Origin of the sequence: Sulfurirhabdus autotrophica, assembly GCF_004346685.1 — a bacterium.
Lineage (GTDB): Bacteria > Pseudomonadota > Gammaproteobacteria > Burkholderiales > SMCO01 > Sulfurirhabdus > Sulfurirhabdus autotrophica.
The window spans coordinates 37,267-53,847 of sequence record NZ_SMCO01000011.1; the positions used below are offsets into that span (position 1 = coordinate 37,267).

Here is a 16,581-nt window from a genome sequence, read left to right on the forward strand (position 1 = left end):
TGCTGGCTTCCATGGCCTGCACTACTGATTTGGCTCAGGCAGCAACAAGCACCCTGACCCCGGCCACCACACTTTCACCTCAGAAAATTGAGCCTATTGACCACATCGTTGCAGTCGTCAACGATGAAGTGATTACACAATTTGAACTGGATGACCGTTTAAACAAGGTAATGCTGCAACTAAAGCAGAAAGGCACTCCCTTGCCTCCCCAGCAAATACTGGAAAAACAATTACTGGAACGCATGATCAATGACCGCGTGCAGCTTCAATTCGCCAAACAGACTGGCATTCGCGTAGACGATGCGCAATTGGACAAGGCATTACAGCGCATTGCTGAAGAAAACAAATTAAACCCTTCACAATTTCGTGCCGCGCTGGAAAAAGATGGATTGAAATTCAGCAAATTCCGTGAAGATATCCGCAACGAGATCATTCTTTCTAGACTGCGGGAGCGTGATGTAGACAACCGGATCAACGTTACCGATGGCGAGGTTGCAAACTTTCTGAGTACACAAAGCACAGCAGATAAGAATGAAGAATACAACCTGGGTTACATTCAAATCCGCGTGCCGGAACAGGCTAGCCCGGAACAAATCAATGCCAAGCGTGCACGCGCAGAACAGGCATTAAAAGAGCTAAAGAGCGGCGCAGACTTCCGCCAGGTTTCAGCCAGTTATTCCGATGCCGCCAATGCCATGGAAGGGGGCATGTTAGGCTGGCGTAATTCCGGTCAGTTACCCGGTTTATTTGTCGATGCAATCAAATCGCTGCAACCCGGCGAAACCACATCTGTTTTGCACAGCCCTAATGGTTTCCATATTCTGAAGGTCCTGGATAAACGCGGCAAAGATACGCCGATGGTGATCAGCCAGACCCACGCACAACATATTTTGATTAAAACCAATGAACTGGTTTCCGAAACAGATGCCAAAAATCGACTCAATCAGCTTAAGGAGCGCATTGATAACGGTGCAAATTTTGCCGAACTGGCAAAACAACATTCAGATGATGGCAGTGCCTCAAAAGGTGGAGATTTGGGCTGGCTATCTCCGGGAGATACTGTCCCTGAGTTTGAACGCGCCATGGATGCGCTTAAGCCAGGGCAAGTAAGCAAACCGATACAATCACAGTTTGGCTGGCACCTGATCAAAGTGCTGGAGCGCCGAAATAAAGACGTGTCGGAAGAAAGCCAGAAACTCATGGCTCGCCAGGCAATACGCGCTCGAAAATCAGACGAGGCCTACCAGGATTTTGTTCGCCAGATGAGAGATCAGGCCTACGTTGAAAACCGTCTGGAAGAAAAATAATAAATTTATCATTCCGTAAATAGCCTTTTGCTATTTACGGTGTAAAGTGACCGTGTGCCATGCATGCAGATCAAGTTCCAGAATGATGATAACAACTGCTCCCATGCTGATCATTCCCAGACAACAACTTCAAGGTTCATAGTTCATGTCTAAGCCCACTGCCATTCCAACGATAGCGCTCACTGCAGGCGAACCCGCAGGTATTGGACCGGATTTATGCGTCATGCTGGCACAACATACCATACCGGCCCGCATTGTTGTTATCGCAGATAAAGACTTACTTAAAACACGGGCCGCCCAGCTGAATTTACAGATCAATCTAATTGATTTTGACCAAACCACCCCTGTTACCCCTGCCCAAGCCGGTACACTGTATGTACTCGACCATACCTTGACCGTACCAGCAGCACCTGGCATTTTACAGCCGGTCAATAGCAACTATGTACTGGAAACTCTGCGCAGCGCGATCTCTGGTTGCCTGACCGGCACATTTGATGCCATGGTGACCGCGCCAGTCCACAAAGGGGTCATCAACGATGCGGGTTTCCCTTTTACTGGCCATACCGAATATCTGGCAGAGCACACCAACACCCCTCAAGTAGTCATGATGCTGGTGGGAGGCGGACTGCGAGTCGCCCTGGCTACCACTCATCTGGCTCTGAATGAAGTGGCAGCCGCTATCACCCATGACAGTCTTCTGGATACCCTGCGCATCCTGCACCATGATCTGCAAAACCGCTTTGGGCTGCCTCACCCACGCATACTGGTGGCAGGATTGAATCCCCATGCAGGGGAATCGGGCCATCTGGGACATGAAGAAATCGACATCATCATTCCTGCCCTGAACCAGTTGCGCGAAGAGGGAATCGATGTTCGCGGCCCCTATCCCGCAGACACCTTGTTTACGCCAACGTATTTGAAAGATGCCGATTGCGTCTTTGCCATGTACCACGACCAAGGGTTACCGGTTTTAAAATATGCCAGTTTTGGGGAAGGGGTGAATGTCACGCTTGGATTACCCATCATCCGCACTTCGGTAGACCACGGCACCGCGCTGGATAAGGCAGGTACTGGCCAGATTGAAAGCGGCAGTTTGCTGGCAGCAATTCAAATGGCCATAACAATGATAAACTGCACTCCTGATTAACAGCAGTATCTTCACTATGTCTTCCCACATTCCTCGCAAACGTTTCGGACAAAACTTCCTGGTTGACTCACGAGTCATACGGGACATTATTTTTGCCATCGGGCCGAAAGAAAATGATGTGATGGTTGAAATCGGCCCCGGCCTGGGCGCATTGACCCGCCCGTTGCTGGAAAAACTTCAACATCTGCATGTGGTGGAAATTGACCGTGACATTGTGAAACGTCTGCATGACGAGTTTACACCGGACCGCCTGACTATTCATGAAATGGATGCATTACGCTTCGATTTCTCCAGCATTGGCGAACGCTTTCGGGTTGTTGGCAATCTGCCCTACAACATATCCACACCCTTATTGTTCCATCTCAGCCAATTCAACGCGAACTTGATCGACTTGCACTTCATGCTCCAGAAAGAAGTGGTTGAACGTATGGTGGCGGTACCTGGCAGCAAAGACTACGGCAGACTCTCTGTCATGCTGCAATATTGCTTTGCAATGGAATACCTGTTTACCGTCCCTCCGGATGCTTTCCGGCCAGCGCCAAAAGTTGAATCGGCAATCGTCCGTTTAATTCCTTTTCCTGCTCCAGAACATCCGGTGCAAGACAAATCCCTGTTTGCCAAAATAGTCGCTGCCGGCTTTGGACAGCGAAGAAAAACGCTGCGCAACACCCTGCATGAATTCCTGTCACCAGACGACTTTACACAACTCGCACTCGACCCCCAGCTACGCGCAGAAAACTTATCTGTAGAAGCCTTCGCGCGTATCGCCAATTATTGTTCAAACAGACAGCAAGAAAAATAATAAAGAACCAGTTGACAGCACTTGCCAGACTTTCTTGATATAGCAGACAGACCAGGCTTGTAACAATGTCTGTTTCATAGAAGAATAGACGATTAACAAAATAAAACAACGGAATCCGTAACAATGTCCTTGATTGAAACCGCCGCCTCCAGCCTCCAGGCTCTCGAACTGGAAGCCACCAAAGTAGAAGGTTTTCCGGTACTGAACCTTACTGTAAAAATCCCCAATGGCAAACTGGATATGTTTATTCATGCCCATGAAGACACCCAGCGACTATTGACTTACGCGCGTCCTCAAGGCCTTGTGATTCGCCATCCCGACATCCCCAACATTGCCGATTTTATCAACAGGGCGAATTATGGTCTGCCCTTGGGTAATTTTGAACTGGACATGAACGATGGTGAAATTAACTTCAAAAACAGCATTGATGTTGCAGGTGGCGTTTTAACCAATCAAATGGTGGAAACTTTGGTAAAATTCTCAATTGAGTGTGTAAACCATTACCTGCCCGGCTTAAAAGCCGTGCTTGAAGGGCAGCCATCTAAACAAGCCATTGAGGCAATAGACGGCCCAAGCAAGATTCGTATTGTATAACCCTAAACAAATTTAACGATAATAATCCCGCCAAGGGGGAGAAAAGACAAAATGAATGAGGTCTGCACCCTCACAGGGGCAACCCCGGTTTCTGAAGCAGATGAACTGGAGTTACATAAACGGTACCTTAAGGCATTGGGTATCGTCGCCGGCCTATTGCTGGAAGAAACCAGCGAGCAGAATCTGACTGAAGTACTGCGTCTGCTCACCGAAACAACTTGTGTCAATCGTAGCGCACTTTTCCTGAACAAACATGATGAAGGTATCGCAGTCAGCGCAAAACTCCACTGTACCTGGTCATCAGCGGAAGCCGTCAGCAGCCTGGCAGAGTTCAGCGAATTTCGAGAAATCCAATATATCGACTATCCGCTTCTTTCCGACACCTTGCACGTTGGCATGGTATTTTCAAAAAACCTTTCTGAACTCCCTCAGGAAGAGGCAGCGCTTTTTGCACGGCACCAAATCCACACAGTTCTGTGCATTCCACTCCTGGTACAAGGTGAAACGGAAGGTTTTATCGGATTATTCTGCCATAAAACGCGCAGCTGGCAACCAGTAGAAATCAACGTACTCTGCGCTGTTGCCAACAGCCTTGCCCTGGCCTTGGCTCGCAAACGTGCCGAAATCAACCTGGAAGTAACAACCGGCCGTCTTAAAGCATTGGTTGGCGCCACTGAAGACATGGTGATTGAATTCGATCATAAAAATCATATTCTCAACACCTGGATTGACAGCCGTACTTTCTCACTGGCACTGGATGCCGACCTGGCCGGGAAAACATTGAGTCAAGCACTCCCCCCCGAAATGGCAAAAGCAATCCAGCGCGCCACACCCAGAGTCCTTTCCAGTAGCCAGCGTGAGACATTTGAATTCACACTCAGGATTAATGACGAAGACCGTTTTTTCTTGGGGCGCTTGCAAATGCTGCCTTCCGAATCAGGGCAATCCCGCAACATTGTGGCGTTGATTCGGGACATTACCGAACTGATGCAGGAAGAGGCCCAGCGTTTGTCCATGCTGGAAACACTCAATCTGCTGGAAGAAGCCATTCTGGATTTATCACTGGAGGGAAAACTGCTCAACTTCAGTGCTGCATGGAGCAAGTTACTCGACACGCCAGCAGACGAAACAGGGCAATACATAGGTAAGCTTTTACTCGACTATGTGATTGAAGATGATCGCCCAACGCTGCAATCAGTCATTCAGGAACTGGTTTCAGGAAAAAAACACGCCAATATTGTCCGTTTCCGTCTGATTCACAATAAAGATGAGCCAGTATGGATCGAAGCAAACTTGCTAGCCCACCGCTCCCCTCAGGGAATAATTACTGCACTGCGCGGTGTACTGCGGGACATCACCACCAGTTATTTACAGGAAAAACGTATCACGCAACTGGCGCTGCACGATGCGCTTACCCAACTCCCCAACCGAATCTTGCTGGAAGACCATCTGCATCAGGCCATTGCGCGGGCTCAGCGCAGCAATTCCAAAGTGGCCATGGGGTTTATAGATCTGGATCATTTCAAGCACATCAATGACACGCTGGGGCACAAAGCAGGCGACACAGTACTGGTTACATTAAGTAAGCGCTTACAAGCCGTATTACGTGGTATAGACACGCTTTCTCGCTGGGGAGGAGACGAATTTGTTGTGTTGCTGCCAGATGCCAACAACGAAGGTGATATTCGGAGAATTGCGGAGCGCTTGCGTGAAGCAGCACGGGAAAGTATTGATCTGGATGGCGTAGAAACAAAGCTCACAATCAGTATCGGGTTTGCCGTTTATCCGGATGATGCCAATAGCGCTGAAACGCTTATGAGCGTGGCGGACCACACTATGTTCCACGCAAAAAGCGTGGGACGAAATAATGTGCAATTTTTTCAGGATATCCATAACAAGTCACTGGATAAAGAAAATGTGTTATTGCAGACCCGCCTCAGCCGCGCAATTCACGAAAAAACACTTCAGGTTTTCTATCAGCCGATATTCGATGCCGGTACGGGACAAGTCGTCTCTCTGGAAGCATTGGCCCGGTGGCATGACGAACAAAATGGCTGGATCGGTCCGGATATCTTCATTCCAATGGCAGAGCACCTGGGCATCATTCATGAACTGGGCGAGCAAATTTTCGACCATACATTAGAGCGGCTTAAAGGGTGGCGCGAATCCAATCTGCCGGTACAGGCCTCTGTCAACATTTCGCGCGCGCAATTATTTGCACCCGCGTTTGTAGAAAAACTGAAGCAAAAAGTTGCCCAATATGGTTTAACCCCGCAGGATCTCGTGCTTGAAATTACTGAAAGCGTGGCATTGCTTGATCTTTCTTACGAATCCAGGCGCCTGAACGAACTGCATGACGCTGGATTTACTATTGCCATTGATGATTTTGGAACCGGCTATTCTGCCTTGTCCCAGTTACATTCGATGCCGGTAGACATCCTCAAAATAGACACTTCCTTTACATCGCGGCTCGATACAGAAGATGGTCGGCGTATTGTCCAGGCCATTGTGCAAATGGCGGATGCACTCAGTCTGAAAATGATTGTAGAAGGGGTGGAAAACGCTGAAACCGCGCATTACCTGCAAACTCTAGGGGTAACGCATATGCAGGGCAACTATTTCAGCGAAGCGTTGCCAGCGGGTCTGTGCCAGATGGTACTGGAAGCCAGTCCCAGTTTATTTTAGTCACTCGATCAATTCACAGTGATAGCTGCTCATGCCCAGTAATTAAATAACTGGGCAGTTCAGTCCACGCTATTGCTTCTTCTGGATAAACTCTATTTTGTAGCCATCGGGGTCTTCAACAAATGCAATCACGGTTGTGCCATGCTTCATCGGGCCAGCTTCCCGAGAAACCTTACCCCCCAGCTTCTTGACCTCTTCGCAGGCTTTATAAGCATCCGCCACTTCTATCGCAATATGGCCAAAAGCATTTCCCAGATCATACGTATGAGTATCCCAATTATGCGTCAGCTCAAGCACTGTATGGTCTGATTCATCCCCATATCCCACAAAAGCCAGGGTGAACTTTCCGTCAGGATAGTCTTTGCGCCGCAATTCTTTCATACCCAGCACGTTTGTATAAAAGGCTATGCTTTTGTCCAGATCGACTACCCGTAACATCGTATGTAACATTCTCATGGGATTTTCCTTTTAAACTTCGAATAAATAGCACATAACGACGCCAGAAAAATATTTACCGCAGAGGCGCGGAGGCGCAGAGGAAAAACTTCGTTGTGCGATGCGGTATTGCTTTATTGATTGGAGTTACCTCTGGCAGCGCTGTGTGCAAATACCAAAAGCCCTGCATTTCTCTGCGCCTCCGCGCCTCTGCGGTGAAAAAACAGTTTATATCAGGCTAACAATGTAAACCAGAAACACCGTTCAATCGCCAATATTCAGATTAAAACAATCCATACAAAGCACTTTGCGCTCTCAACGCCTGCCTTACCCGCTCATATTCGGGAAAAACACGCGCAACCGTTTGCCAGAATGCGGGCGAATGGTTCATTTCAAAAAGATGCGCCAGCTCATGGGCCACAACATAATCAATCTGTTCCAGGGGGGCTTTAATCAGACGCCAGTTCAACCGGATTTCGCCTCGTGCATTGCAGCTCCCCCAGCGGGTTTTAGCATTGGATAACCGCATCTTAGGCATTGGCACGGCAAGACGCAGCGCATACTCGGCTACCCGTTCATTCAAGCATGCCAGAGCCTGCCGACGATACCACTTCAACACTTCGGTTTCTATCTGGCTGGTATCGTGCTCATTTGTCAGCCATAACGATAAATTATCGCCATCCAGAGCCACCTTGCTCCGTCGTACGCCATTTTGCAAACACAAATACAATTCGCTGCCTAAATAGGGAATGGTGACGCCATGGCACCATTGCATTGCCGGTGGGCGTCTGGACTGAAACTCTTCCAGCTTTTGTATCACCCAGCTGGATTTTTGCATTAAATAGGTATTCAGCCATTGCTCTGAAACACGCCATGGCATGTTCACTGTCAGCCCTTTATCATCAATGCGCAAGCCCACGGTTTTTCTCTTGGCACTGCGTTTCAGGGTATAAGGTACTGCCTGACCCTGTAAGTGGATGCAGCAGGCTTCTATTGCGTTTTTTCTGGAAAACCAACCCATGGCAGTTATTCCTCTGTCCGGCTCCCGATACGAACCATCTCTGATTCAATCCATTCTTCAACCTGCTGGTTCAGCTCGGATGTTTTAATCCTGGTTGTATCGATCACCTTGCCGATGCTCACGGTAATCGTACCGGGATAACGCAAGAAAGCATTTTTACCCCAGTACTCTCCGGCATTGTGCGCCACAGGCAATACAGGTGCGCCAGTATGTGTTGCCAGCCATGCTCCGCCAATCCCGTACTTTCCTTTTTCACCTGGTTTTACGCGGGTTCCTTCGGGAAACACGACTACCCAGAATCCTAATGCCAACCGCTGTTTTCCCTGGTCGACAATTTGCTTGAGCGCTTCTTTGCCAGCAGCGCGATCAATAGCAATGGGGCTGGTCATGGCAAGCCCCCAGCCAAAGAAAGGAATGCGCAACAGCTCCCGCTTCAGCACCCATACCAGCGGCGGAAAAATAAGCTGAAATGCCATGGTTTCCCAGGCAGATTGATGTTTAGACAGAACTATCGTGGGGGTATCGGGTATATTTTCCGCACCAATTATCTTGTATTTAAGGCCACAAATGACACGAACCAGAAACAGATTTAAACGCGCCCAATAGGAAATAATCCGGTAGCGGGTAATGGGATGAAACGGAAAAGTCAGAATGGAAATAATCGAATAAACCGGCGTGATAACAAACACGCACAAGGCATAAATCAATGAACGTAACCAGATCATGATGCTTGAGAGAGCAGGTGTTTTACCGCTGCAGCTAAATCATCAAAAACGGGTGTATTTTCTGGCAAACCACCTGCAGCAAGGGTTTTTTCGCCTTTTCCGGTTTTCACCAAAATCGGTTGCGCACCCATGGCAGCTGCCGCCTGCAAATCACGCAAAGAGTCCCCTATAGCAGGCACACCTTCCAGCCCCATATTGAAGCGCTTGGCGATTTCCTCAAACATACCGGGACTGGGCTTGCGACAGGCACATTTGGAATCTGCCGCATGAGGGCAATAAAACAGCGCATCAATCCTGCCGCCATGCTGGCCCAGCAGCTTGTGCATTTTGTCATGAATGGCATTCAGCATTGCCATATCAAACAAACCACGCCCTACGCCCGACTGGTTTGTGGCCAATACCACGCGATATCCTGCCTGATTCAGACGTGCAATCGCTTCCAGACTTCCAGGAATAGGCTTCCATTCATCAGGGGTTTTGATGAAATGATCGCTGTCGTAATTGATCACGCCGTCGCGATCCAGAATGACTAATTTCGTGGGCATGTGCGTTTTATCCTGCCAGTTTTGAAATATCCGCTACCTGATTCATAAGGGTACCCAGTTCGTTCAACAACGTTAGACGGTTGTTGCGAATCAAAGGTTCATCCGCCATCACCATGACTTCATTGAAGAAGGTATCTACTTCAGACCGCACGCCGGCAAGCACACTCAAGGCATCCGTATAGTCCCGATTTTGCATGCAAGAACTCACAGCCGGTTTTACGCGGTTTACTGCTTCGAACAGGGCTCTTTCGGCTGATTCCTGGAGCAGAGCAATATCTACTTCGCCACTTGGCACTTCTGTCTTTTTCAAGATATTCTGTATGCGCTTGTTTGCAGCAGCCAAGGATTCCGATTCCGGCAATTTGCGGAAAGCCTGCACCGCTTTCAACCGTGGCATAATCAAGTCGATTCGGGTTGGGCGCTGGCTCACCACGGACTCAATCTCGTCAACAGTGAATGCTTCTTCAGATTGTGCATCGTTCTTCGCCAATTCGCGCAGATAATGCTTCAAACGCTCCAGCATAAAGCCATGCACATCCGTCGCGACACTGTCAGCCAGCACTTCACCGGCAAATTGTGATTTAGCCAATTGCAACAGGTCCAGCAGATCCAGCGGCAATGCCATTTCTGCCAGTATGCGCAACACGCCTAACGCGTGGCGGCGCAAGCCGAAGGGATCTTTATCACCCGTAGGGATCAGGCCGACACCGTAAATTCCCACCAGCGTATCCAGCTTATCCGCCAGCGCGACACAAGCACCAATATTTTCCTGAGGTAGAGAGTCTCCGGCAAAACGCGGGTGGTAATGGGCTTCAATACTTTGCGCCACCACTTCCGGCTCGCCATCATTGCGCGCGTAATATTGCCCCATCAGGCCTTGCAGTTCGGGAAACTCACCCACCATATCAGCCAGCAAATCACCTTTGCACAAATAAGCTGCGCGCTCTGCGTGTTCAGCTTGCGCCCCCAGTTTACGGGCAATTTCCCCTGCCAGTTTTCGCAGACGATGCACACGGTCTAACTGGCTACCCAGCTTGTTGTGGTACACCACATTTTCCAATTTTGGCACACGGTCTTCAAGACGGATTTTACGGTCCTGATCGTAGAAAAACTTGGCATCGGAGAGGCGTGCGCGCAGTACGCGCTCATTCCCATGAATGATATGTTGCGGATCGGGCGTTTCAAGATTACTCACCACCAGAAAGCGCGGTAACAACGTACCTTTGGCATCCACCAGCGGAAAGTATTTCTGATGCTGCTTCATGGAAATAATCAGGCACTCTTGTGGCACGCTCAGGAAATCCTGACTGAATTCACCGGCATACACCACAGGGAATTCAACCAGCGCGGTGACTTCATTCAGCAGCGCTTCGTCCCATACCACATGACCTTCACCCGCCTGCGCCTGCAACTTTTCACGAATCAGCGCCTTGCGCTGTTCAAAATCGGCGATCACCTTGCCGCGAGTAGCCAGTGTGGATTCATATTCAGCGGCATTTTGCAGGGTGATTTCGCCTTCACCTAAAAAGCGATGGCCTCGGGTAAGCCTGCCGCTTTTCAGCCCGAGTACATCACCCGGCACCACTTCATTCCCATGCAGCATGATCAGGCCATGCACAGGACGCACAAATTCAATATCACTGTCACCCCAATGCATCATTTTGGCAACGGGTAACTTTTTAAGCGCGGCCTGAACCTTGCCTTCCAGACTGGCAGCCAGCAGATTGCCAGTCACCATACCCCGATACGCAAAGGCTTCGTTCTTGCCATCCTGAATCCGCTCCAGCGCATCAATCGCCACACCCTGCTTCTTCGCAAAGCCCATCAATGCCTGCGTTGGATTGCCTTCTGCATCCAGACCCGCTTTCACCGAAGGTCCTTTGAAAACCACTTCCTGATCCGGAGCTTTACCTGCGACTTTACTCACCGCAACCGCAAGGCGTCTGGGCGTGGCATAAGCTGTAACAACGCTGTCCGGAGCCAAAAAACCTTCTTCGCGCAATCCCTCTGAAACCGTCTGGGCAAAAACCTGCGACAGGTTTTGCAAAGATTTAGGGGGCAGCTCTTCGGTCAGGAGTTCGATCAATAAAGTGTCTGACATAATCCGTTACTTCTTGTTTAACATCGGGAAGCCAAGCGCTTCACGAGAATCATAATAAGCCTGAGCCACTTTTCTCGACAGCACGCGCACCCGGCCGATGTAGGCAGCGCGTTCAGTGACGGAAATGGCACCACGGGCATCCAGCAGGTTGAAAGTATGTGAACACTTCATCACCATCTCGAATCCGGGCAATGGCAGATTTGCTTCCATCAGGCGTTTGGCTTCGGATTCGAACATATTGAACTGATCAAACAACCAGTTTACATTGCTATGCTCGAAGTTATAACGGGATTGCTCCACTTCGTTCTGGTGATAGACATCGCCATAAGTCACCCCTTCCGTCCAGGTCAAGTCGAACACATTTTCCACGCCTTGCAGGTACATGGCCAAACGCTCCAGACCATAGGTAATTTCACCCAGTACCGGCTTGCATTTCAGGCCGCCGACTTCCTGGAAATAAGTGAATTGCGTCACCTCCATTCCATTCAGCCAGACTTCCCACCCCAAACCCCAGGCACCCAAAGAAGGCGATTCCCAGTCATCTTCCACAAAACGGATATCGTGCACGCCGGTATCGACGCCAAGCGCACGCAGGGATTCCAGATACAAATCCTGAATGTTCGCGGGGGAAGGTTTCAGTACCACCTGAAACTGGTAGTAATGCTGCAAACGATTAGGGTTTTCACCGTAACGACCATCCTTTGGGCGACGTGAAGGCTGCACGTAAGCAGCTTTCCATGGCTCCGGGCCAAGCGAACGCAAAAAAGTGGCCGTATGGAATGTGCCTGCGCCCATTTCCATATCATAAGGCTGGAGCAGCACACACCCCTGTTTTGCCCAGTAATTCTGCAGGGTCAATATAATTTCTTGAAAGGTCAACATGTGAAGGACCGAATAAACAAGCTAAAGGGCCTGATTCTACTTCTTTTTAGCCAGCCAAGAAAGTCCGGGAGCAGATAAAGGGTAAAATCGCAATATTGAATACCTGAGGTCGGGGGTAGCCCGACGGCTAGTATCTTTCTTTTGTTTGCCCAAAAGAAAGGCACCAAAGAAAACGAAGTTTGCGAGCTTTCGCCTATCGGCGAAATGCCTGCTTACCCCATTTCAGTGCAGGCTAACCTTTAGGTTATGCCGGAGCTAAAAAGGCACCCTATTGCATCGCCCTGCGGGTTCCCTCTACTTAGTTTTTGAACCGGGCGGCCGCGTAAACTCGCACGTAAACGTGCTCAGACATACTTGCCTTTTCCCCGATTCAAAACCCAAGCCGAAGCGATGCAACAAAGGGCATTTAGGCTGGCAAAGCCAGCATCAGAACGCGCTATGCGCGTGGATTTTTTGACTTACCCCCTTCTGCGCCGCTGAGCGTTACCGGAAAAATCGGGATAAAGGCTGCGCATGTCTGAGCACGTGGACGCGCAGCGGATCGTGCGAGTTTGCGCTGCCGCCCGATTTATTCGGTAACGCTCAGGAATCCCGAAGGGACGGCGCAGTTGGCGTCGCCTTCTTTTGGTTACTTTGCTTGGCGAAGCAAGAAAAGGGACTAGCCGCCGGGCTACCCCGGCATGCCGACTCGCAAAATTCGGTGCAATGCACTTCGCTTATTGCACTCTACATCACGACTTACACGAATTAATCGTAGTAATGGTTATTTCCCATTAAAAAGTGAGTTGCATGGACAGTTCTGCGAGCTAATTTTTTTCTGTTCACAGAGCTTTAAACAAGCCTCGAGGGAGGGCTGATCTTCAAACCAATCCATCCCCATCCAACCATCTGCTGTACGAACCATCCTCCCTGAATTGCTGCCCGGTGGGCGTGACTTCCAAGCATCAAGTGGCGTTCGGATGATGGTTTTATATTCGGGTTGCGTGAGGTGACTGTTCCGCTCTTTGATATTCTCCGATGACACCACGCCTAGACTAACCATTGCCTCCACATCACGCCCACCGAGGGTTAGAGCCACATTAATGGTTTTAAATTCGGAGGGAAATTCTTCTAATGGAATGCGATGCCATTCCTTGCCGTCGTATTTGAAGAATACATAAGGCGGGTTAGGGCGCCCCCATTTGTTGTAAGACAAAGATAAGTTTGGTTCGGCGACGATATAAGGAGTGCCGTTTAACGTATGCACAGCGAGCAAGTTAAAGTTGGTACGACCAAGATCTTCACCATACTCGCTGGTCCAAGTTATGGCTTTGTTTGAACCAGGCAGCGTGAAGGTAATAGTGTGTTCCTTGATGGGTGGAGGTTGTCCGATTTCATGCCGCCCGCCGTAACTTTGCGACCGCTTCACGATGATTTTTTGCCCATCATGCAACAGTACTTCTTCTTTCCAGCTATCCCCGCCAAATCCGAATAATCCTGCGTCTGCACTCTCGCTCACTACCAAAAGCAATAGCAAGCTAATTGCGCCAAATGCTTTCAATAGCGAATGCCCTTTATTCATGCAGCGCTCCCTTTAATATATTTCACCGTATTCATCCTCGCCATCGATTAAAAATCACTGTTCTATATGCCGTTTACAGTTTCAATCAATACAAGCTTTTTAGCACGAGGTAATTTTTTGATTTGTGCTTCTCGTTTACTTGCGCTACTGCGATCACAATGAGGTTCAGAATAAACCAAATGCACAGGCAAACGACAACGTGTATATTTAGAAGCCGTCCCATTATTATGCGCCGCCATACGCTTATCCAGATCATTAGTAATCCCTGTATAAAACGTATCATCAGCGCATTGCACCAAGTAACAAAACCAATCACTTTTCATTATTGACGAGTTACTCACGCATGCCCCAAACCGGGTTTATGATTGCGACACTTTTTTCTGCCTGCCAAAGCTAACGGCAAGCATAATCATGACTGCCATCATCGACAATACAGCCCAGTTACCCCATTTAATATACGGCGTTTCACCCACAAACCCCTGCACACGCCCATTCAGCATCCCCTCCACAAACTCCGGCAATCGCTGCTCTACCACGCCCCGTTCATTCACAATAGCCGTGACGCCGGTATTGGTAGCACGCAACATATAGCGCCCGGTTTCCAGCGCGCGCATCTGGGAAATTTGCAAATGTTGATGAGGCGCAACAGAATCCCCAAACCAGGCATCGTTGCTGACATTCACCAACATTGTGGCGGCCGGAAGCTGGCGGATTATTTCTTCACCAAACACATCCTCATAGCAGACATTGACAGCCACACGTTGCCCGGCCACATTCATCGGTTTCTGGAATTTATCACCCCGTGAAAAATCCGTCAGAGGAATCTGCAGGCTCTCAATAATCCAGCCAAAAAACCATTTAAGCGGCACATATTCACCGAAAGGCACCAGGTGAAATTTGCGGTAGGTTTGGGTTGCTGCGCTACCAAAGCTTAAAACACTGTTGTAGTAAGACTCGCGCTTATCCCCTTCATATTCCGGCAATCCGATTAACAGATCCCCTTTATTTGCTCTCGCATGCTCGGCCAGTTCATCCAGATAGCTGCGTGGTACGTTGTGGTAAAACAAGGGTAGTGCGGTTTCCGGTAAAATGATCAGGCGACTGTGACTGGAGAGCACCATATTTCGGTAGCTGTTTAATGTGCTGACTGTACGATCTTCGCGCCACTTCAAATCCTGGGAGATATTGCCTTGAAGCAGACTGACGCTAACCGCTTCACCTTCCGGCTGGGTCCAGGCAACTTGCTTCAGTGCAAATCCTGACCCCCATATTGCGAGCAGCAACACTGCCCAAAGCGCCCTGCTGCGATGCCCTGCCGATGTTTTACCTGTGAGAACGCACAATAATAAGCCAGCGCTCACTGCGGTTAATAGCGAGACACCATAGATGCCCAGCACCGGGGCAAAACCGGCAAGAGGACTATAAGGTGCCTGCGCATAACCGACGGCCAGCCAAGGGAAACCAGTAAATATCCAGCCGCGTACCCATTCCATCGCCACCCACAATGCCGGGAGCAACAGTGTGGCTTTGATGATCCATTTGGTCCGGCTCATGTATTGCAAGAAACCCACTGCGGCAGGGAACAACGCCAGAAACAGGCAAAAAAGAAAGGTGGCGGTAGCCGCAAGGGGGGCAGGCATGGCGCCGTAATCGTGCAGGCTGACATAAACCCAGCTCACCCCTGCACCAAAAAACCCCAGTCCGAATACAAAACCAACCAGTACGGCAGCAAAACGCCCCGGACTATGCTTCCATAGCCAGAACAATCCTGCCAGACTCAAAACAGGAAAGGGAAAAAGATAGAAAGGGGCAAAACCAGCTACGGCAAGCACGCCCAGCAGAAGCGCAAAAGGCAGCTTTCTCGACAAGAGATAGAGATGCGGGGTCAACGCTAAGCCTGGGGAATTACGCTGGCTATTTTTTCAACTAGCAGTGTATGCAGCCTGCGGCTATCTGCTCGCAATACCTGAAAGGAGAGATTGTCAATGACAACCTCTTCGCCCCGTTTTGGCAAACGGCCAAATTTATTAATAATCAGCCCACCCACGGTATCAAAATCTTCATCACTAAACGATGTGCCAAAGGACTCGTTAAAATCGATGATTTCAGTCAGCGCCTTCACACGGTAACGGCCGCTGCGATCAAGAATAATATTATCTTCGGCTTCATCAAAATCGTACTCGTCTTCGATCTCACCAACAATCTGTTCCAGCACATCTTCAATGGTCAACAGACCCGCTACACCACCATATTCATCTACCACGATAGCAATATGATTACGATTACTGCGAAACTCTTTCAGCAGCACATTCAGCCGTTTTGATTCTGGAATAAATACTGCCGGACGCAGCATATCCCGCACATTGAATTCTTCTCCTGCATAATACCGCAGAATATCTTTTGCCAGCAGGATACCAATCACATCATCTTTGTTTTCATCCACCACCGGGAAGCGGGAATGCGCTTTTTCAACCAGGAATGGAATAAATTTCTCTACCGGGTCATTGATATCAATCACATCCATTTGCGAACGGGGAATCATGATTTCCCGCGCTTGCATTTCTGAAACTTGTAGCACACCTTCAATCATACTGAGTGCATCGGCATCCAGCAAATTCCGCTCATAAGCAGAATGTAACAACTCGACCAACTGTTCACGATCTTCTGGTTCACGCATCAGCAATGCGCCTAAACGCTCTAGCCAACTCGGTTTATCAGGTTCTTCCATGGTTTTCAAACAACTCTTTGGTAATAGGTAATGATTGCTGAGTAATAA

General features: G+C 49.2%; 15 protein-coding genes. 5 read left to right on the forward strand and 10 right to left on the reverse strand.

Features of this window, described 5'->3' with window-relative positions; genetic code table 11:
- Positions 1-11: 11 nt before the first annotated feature.
- The 5 genes from EDC63_RS11325 to EDC63_RS11345 all read left to right on the forward strand — a co-directional run bounded on the left by EDC63_RS11325 (position 12) and on the right by EDC63_RS11345 (position 6,535).
- A complete protein-coding gene (locus EDC63_RS11325; RefSeq protein WP_399166687.1) occupies positions 12-1,307 on the forward strand; it encodes a peptidylprolyl isomerase in 1,296 nt (431 codons plus the stop codon).
- 145 nt (positions 1,308-1,452) lie between these two features.
- A complete protein-coding gene (gene pdxA / locus EDC63_RS11330; RefSeq protein ID WP_124946167.1) occupies positions 1,453-2,454 on the forward strand; it encodes a 4-hydroxythreonine-4-phosphate dehydrogenase PdxA in 1,002 nt (333 codons plus the stop codon).
- Between the two features lie 16 nt (positions 2,455-2,470).
- Positions 2,471-3,256 carry a 16S rRNA (adenine(1518)-N(6)/adenine(1519)-N(6))-dimethyltransferase RsmA gene (rsmA, locus tag EDC63_RS11335; RefSeq protein WP_124946168.1) on the forward strand — a complete coding sequence of 262 codons (786 nt, stop codon included), beginning with the start codon at positions 2,471-2,473 and terminating at the stop codon, positions 3,254-3,256.
- A gap of 123 nt (positions 3,257-3,379) precedes the next feature.
- Positions 3,380-3,850 carry a YbjN domain-containing protein gene (locus tag EDC63_RS11340; RefSeq protein ID WP_124946169.1) on the forward strand — a complete coding sequence of 157 codons (471 nt, stop codon included), beginning with the start codon at positions 3,380-3,382 and terminating at the stop codon, positions 3,848-3,850.
- 51 nt (positions 3,851-3,901) lie between these two features.
- Positions 3,902-6,535, forward strand: a complete 2,634-nt coding sequence (locus tag EDC63_RS11345; RefSeq protein ID WP_124946170.1) for a sensor domain-containing phosphodiesterase — start codon at positions 3,902-3,904, stop codon at positions 6,533-6,535.
- A gap of 69 nt (positions 6,536-6,604) precedes the next feature.
- On the opposite strand, the gene gloA is transcribed toward EDC63_RS11345, so the two are convergent.
- The 10 genes from gloA to EDC63_RS11395 all read right to left on the reverse strand — a co-directional run bounded on the left by gloA (position 6,605) and on the right by EDC63_RS11395 (position 16,533).
- Positions 6,605-6,991: a lactoylglutathione lyase gene (gene gloA, locus EDC63_RS11350; protein ID WP_124946171.1), complete on the reverse strand. Its 387-nt coding sequence runs from the start codon at positions 6,989-6,991 to the stop codon at positions 6,605-6,607.
- 262 nt (positions 6,992-7,253) lie between these two features.
- Positions 7,254-7,991, reverse strand: coding sequence for a M48 family metallopeptidase (locus EDC63_RS11355; protein ID WP_124946172.1), 738 nt, complete (start codon positions 7,989-7,991; stop codon positions 7,254-7,256).
- Positions 7,992-7,996: 5 nt separating this feature from the next.
- Positions 7,997-8,716 carry a lysophospholipid acyltransferase family protein gene (locus EDC63_RS11360; protein WP_124946173.1) on the reverse strand — a complete coding sequence of 240 codons (720 nt, stop codon included), beginning with the start codon at positions 8,714-8,716 and terminating at the stop codon, positions 7,997-7,999.
- Positions 8,713-9,261: a D-glycero-beta-D-manno-heptose 1,7-bisphosphate 7-phosphatase gene (gene gmhB / locus EDC63_RS11365; protein WP_124946174.1), complete on the reverse strand. Its 549-nt coding sequence runs from the start codon at positions 9,259-9,261 to the stop codon at positions 8,713-8,715. The genes EDC63_RS11360 and gmhB overlap by 4 nt, the downstream gene beginning before the upstream one ends.
- Positions 9,262-9,268: 7 nt before the next feature.
- On the reverse strand, positions 9,269-11,362 hold the full coding sequence (glyS, locus tag EDC63_RS11370; protein WP_189836504.1) for a glycine--tRNA ligase subunit beta: 2,094 nt from the start codon (positions 11,360-11,362) through the stop codon (positions 9,269-9,271).
- Positions 11,363-11,368: 6 nt separating this feature from the next.
- Positions 11,369-12,244, reverse strand: coding sequence for a glycine--tRNA ligase subunit alpha (gene glyQ / locus EDC63_RS11375; protein ID WP_124946176.1), 876 nt, complete (start codon positions 12,242-12,244; stop codon positions 11,369-11,371).
- A 763-nt stretch (positions 12,245-13,007) separates the two neighbouring features.
- Positions 13,008-13,805 carry a hypothetical protein gene (locus EDC63_RS11380; protein WP_223248257.1) on the reverse strand — a complete coding sequence of 266 codons (798 nt, stop codon included), beginning with the start codon at positions 13,803-13,805 and terminating at the stop codon, positions 13,008-13,010.
- A gap of 62 nt (positions 13,806-13,867) precedes the next feature.
- The gene (locus EDC63_RS11385; protein ID WP_223248258.1) at positions 13,868-14,146 is read right to left on the reverse strand and encodes a GIY-YIG nuclease family protein; all 279 of its coding nucleotides are present in this window, start codon (positions 14,144-14,146) and stop codon (positions 13,868-13,870) included.
- A gap of 18 nt (positions 14,147-14,164) precedes the next feature.
- A complete protein-coding gene (gene lnt / locus EDC63_RS11390; protein WP_370685872.1) occupies positions 14,165-15,694 on the reverse strand; it encodes an apolipoprotein N-acyltransferase in 1,530 nt (509 codons plus the stop codon).
- Between the two features lie 2 nt (positions 15,695-15,696).
- Positions 15,697-16,533: an HlyC/CorC family transporter gene (locus EDC63_RS11395; protein WP_124946178.1), complete on the reverse strand. Its 837-nt coding sequence runs from the start codon at positions 16,531-16,533 to the stop codon at positions 15,697-15,699.
- Between the last annotated feature and the right edge of the window lie 48 nt (positions 16,534-16,581).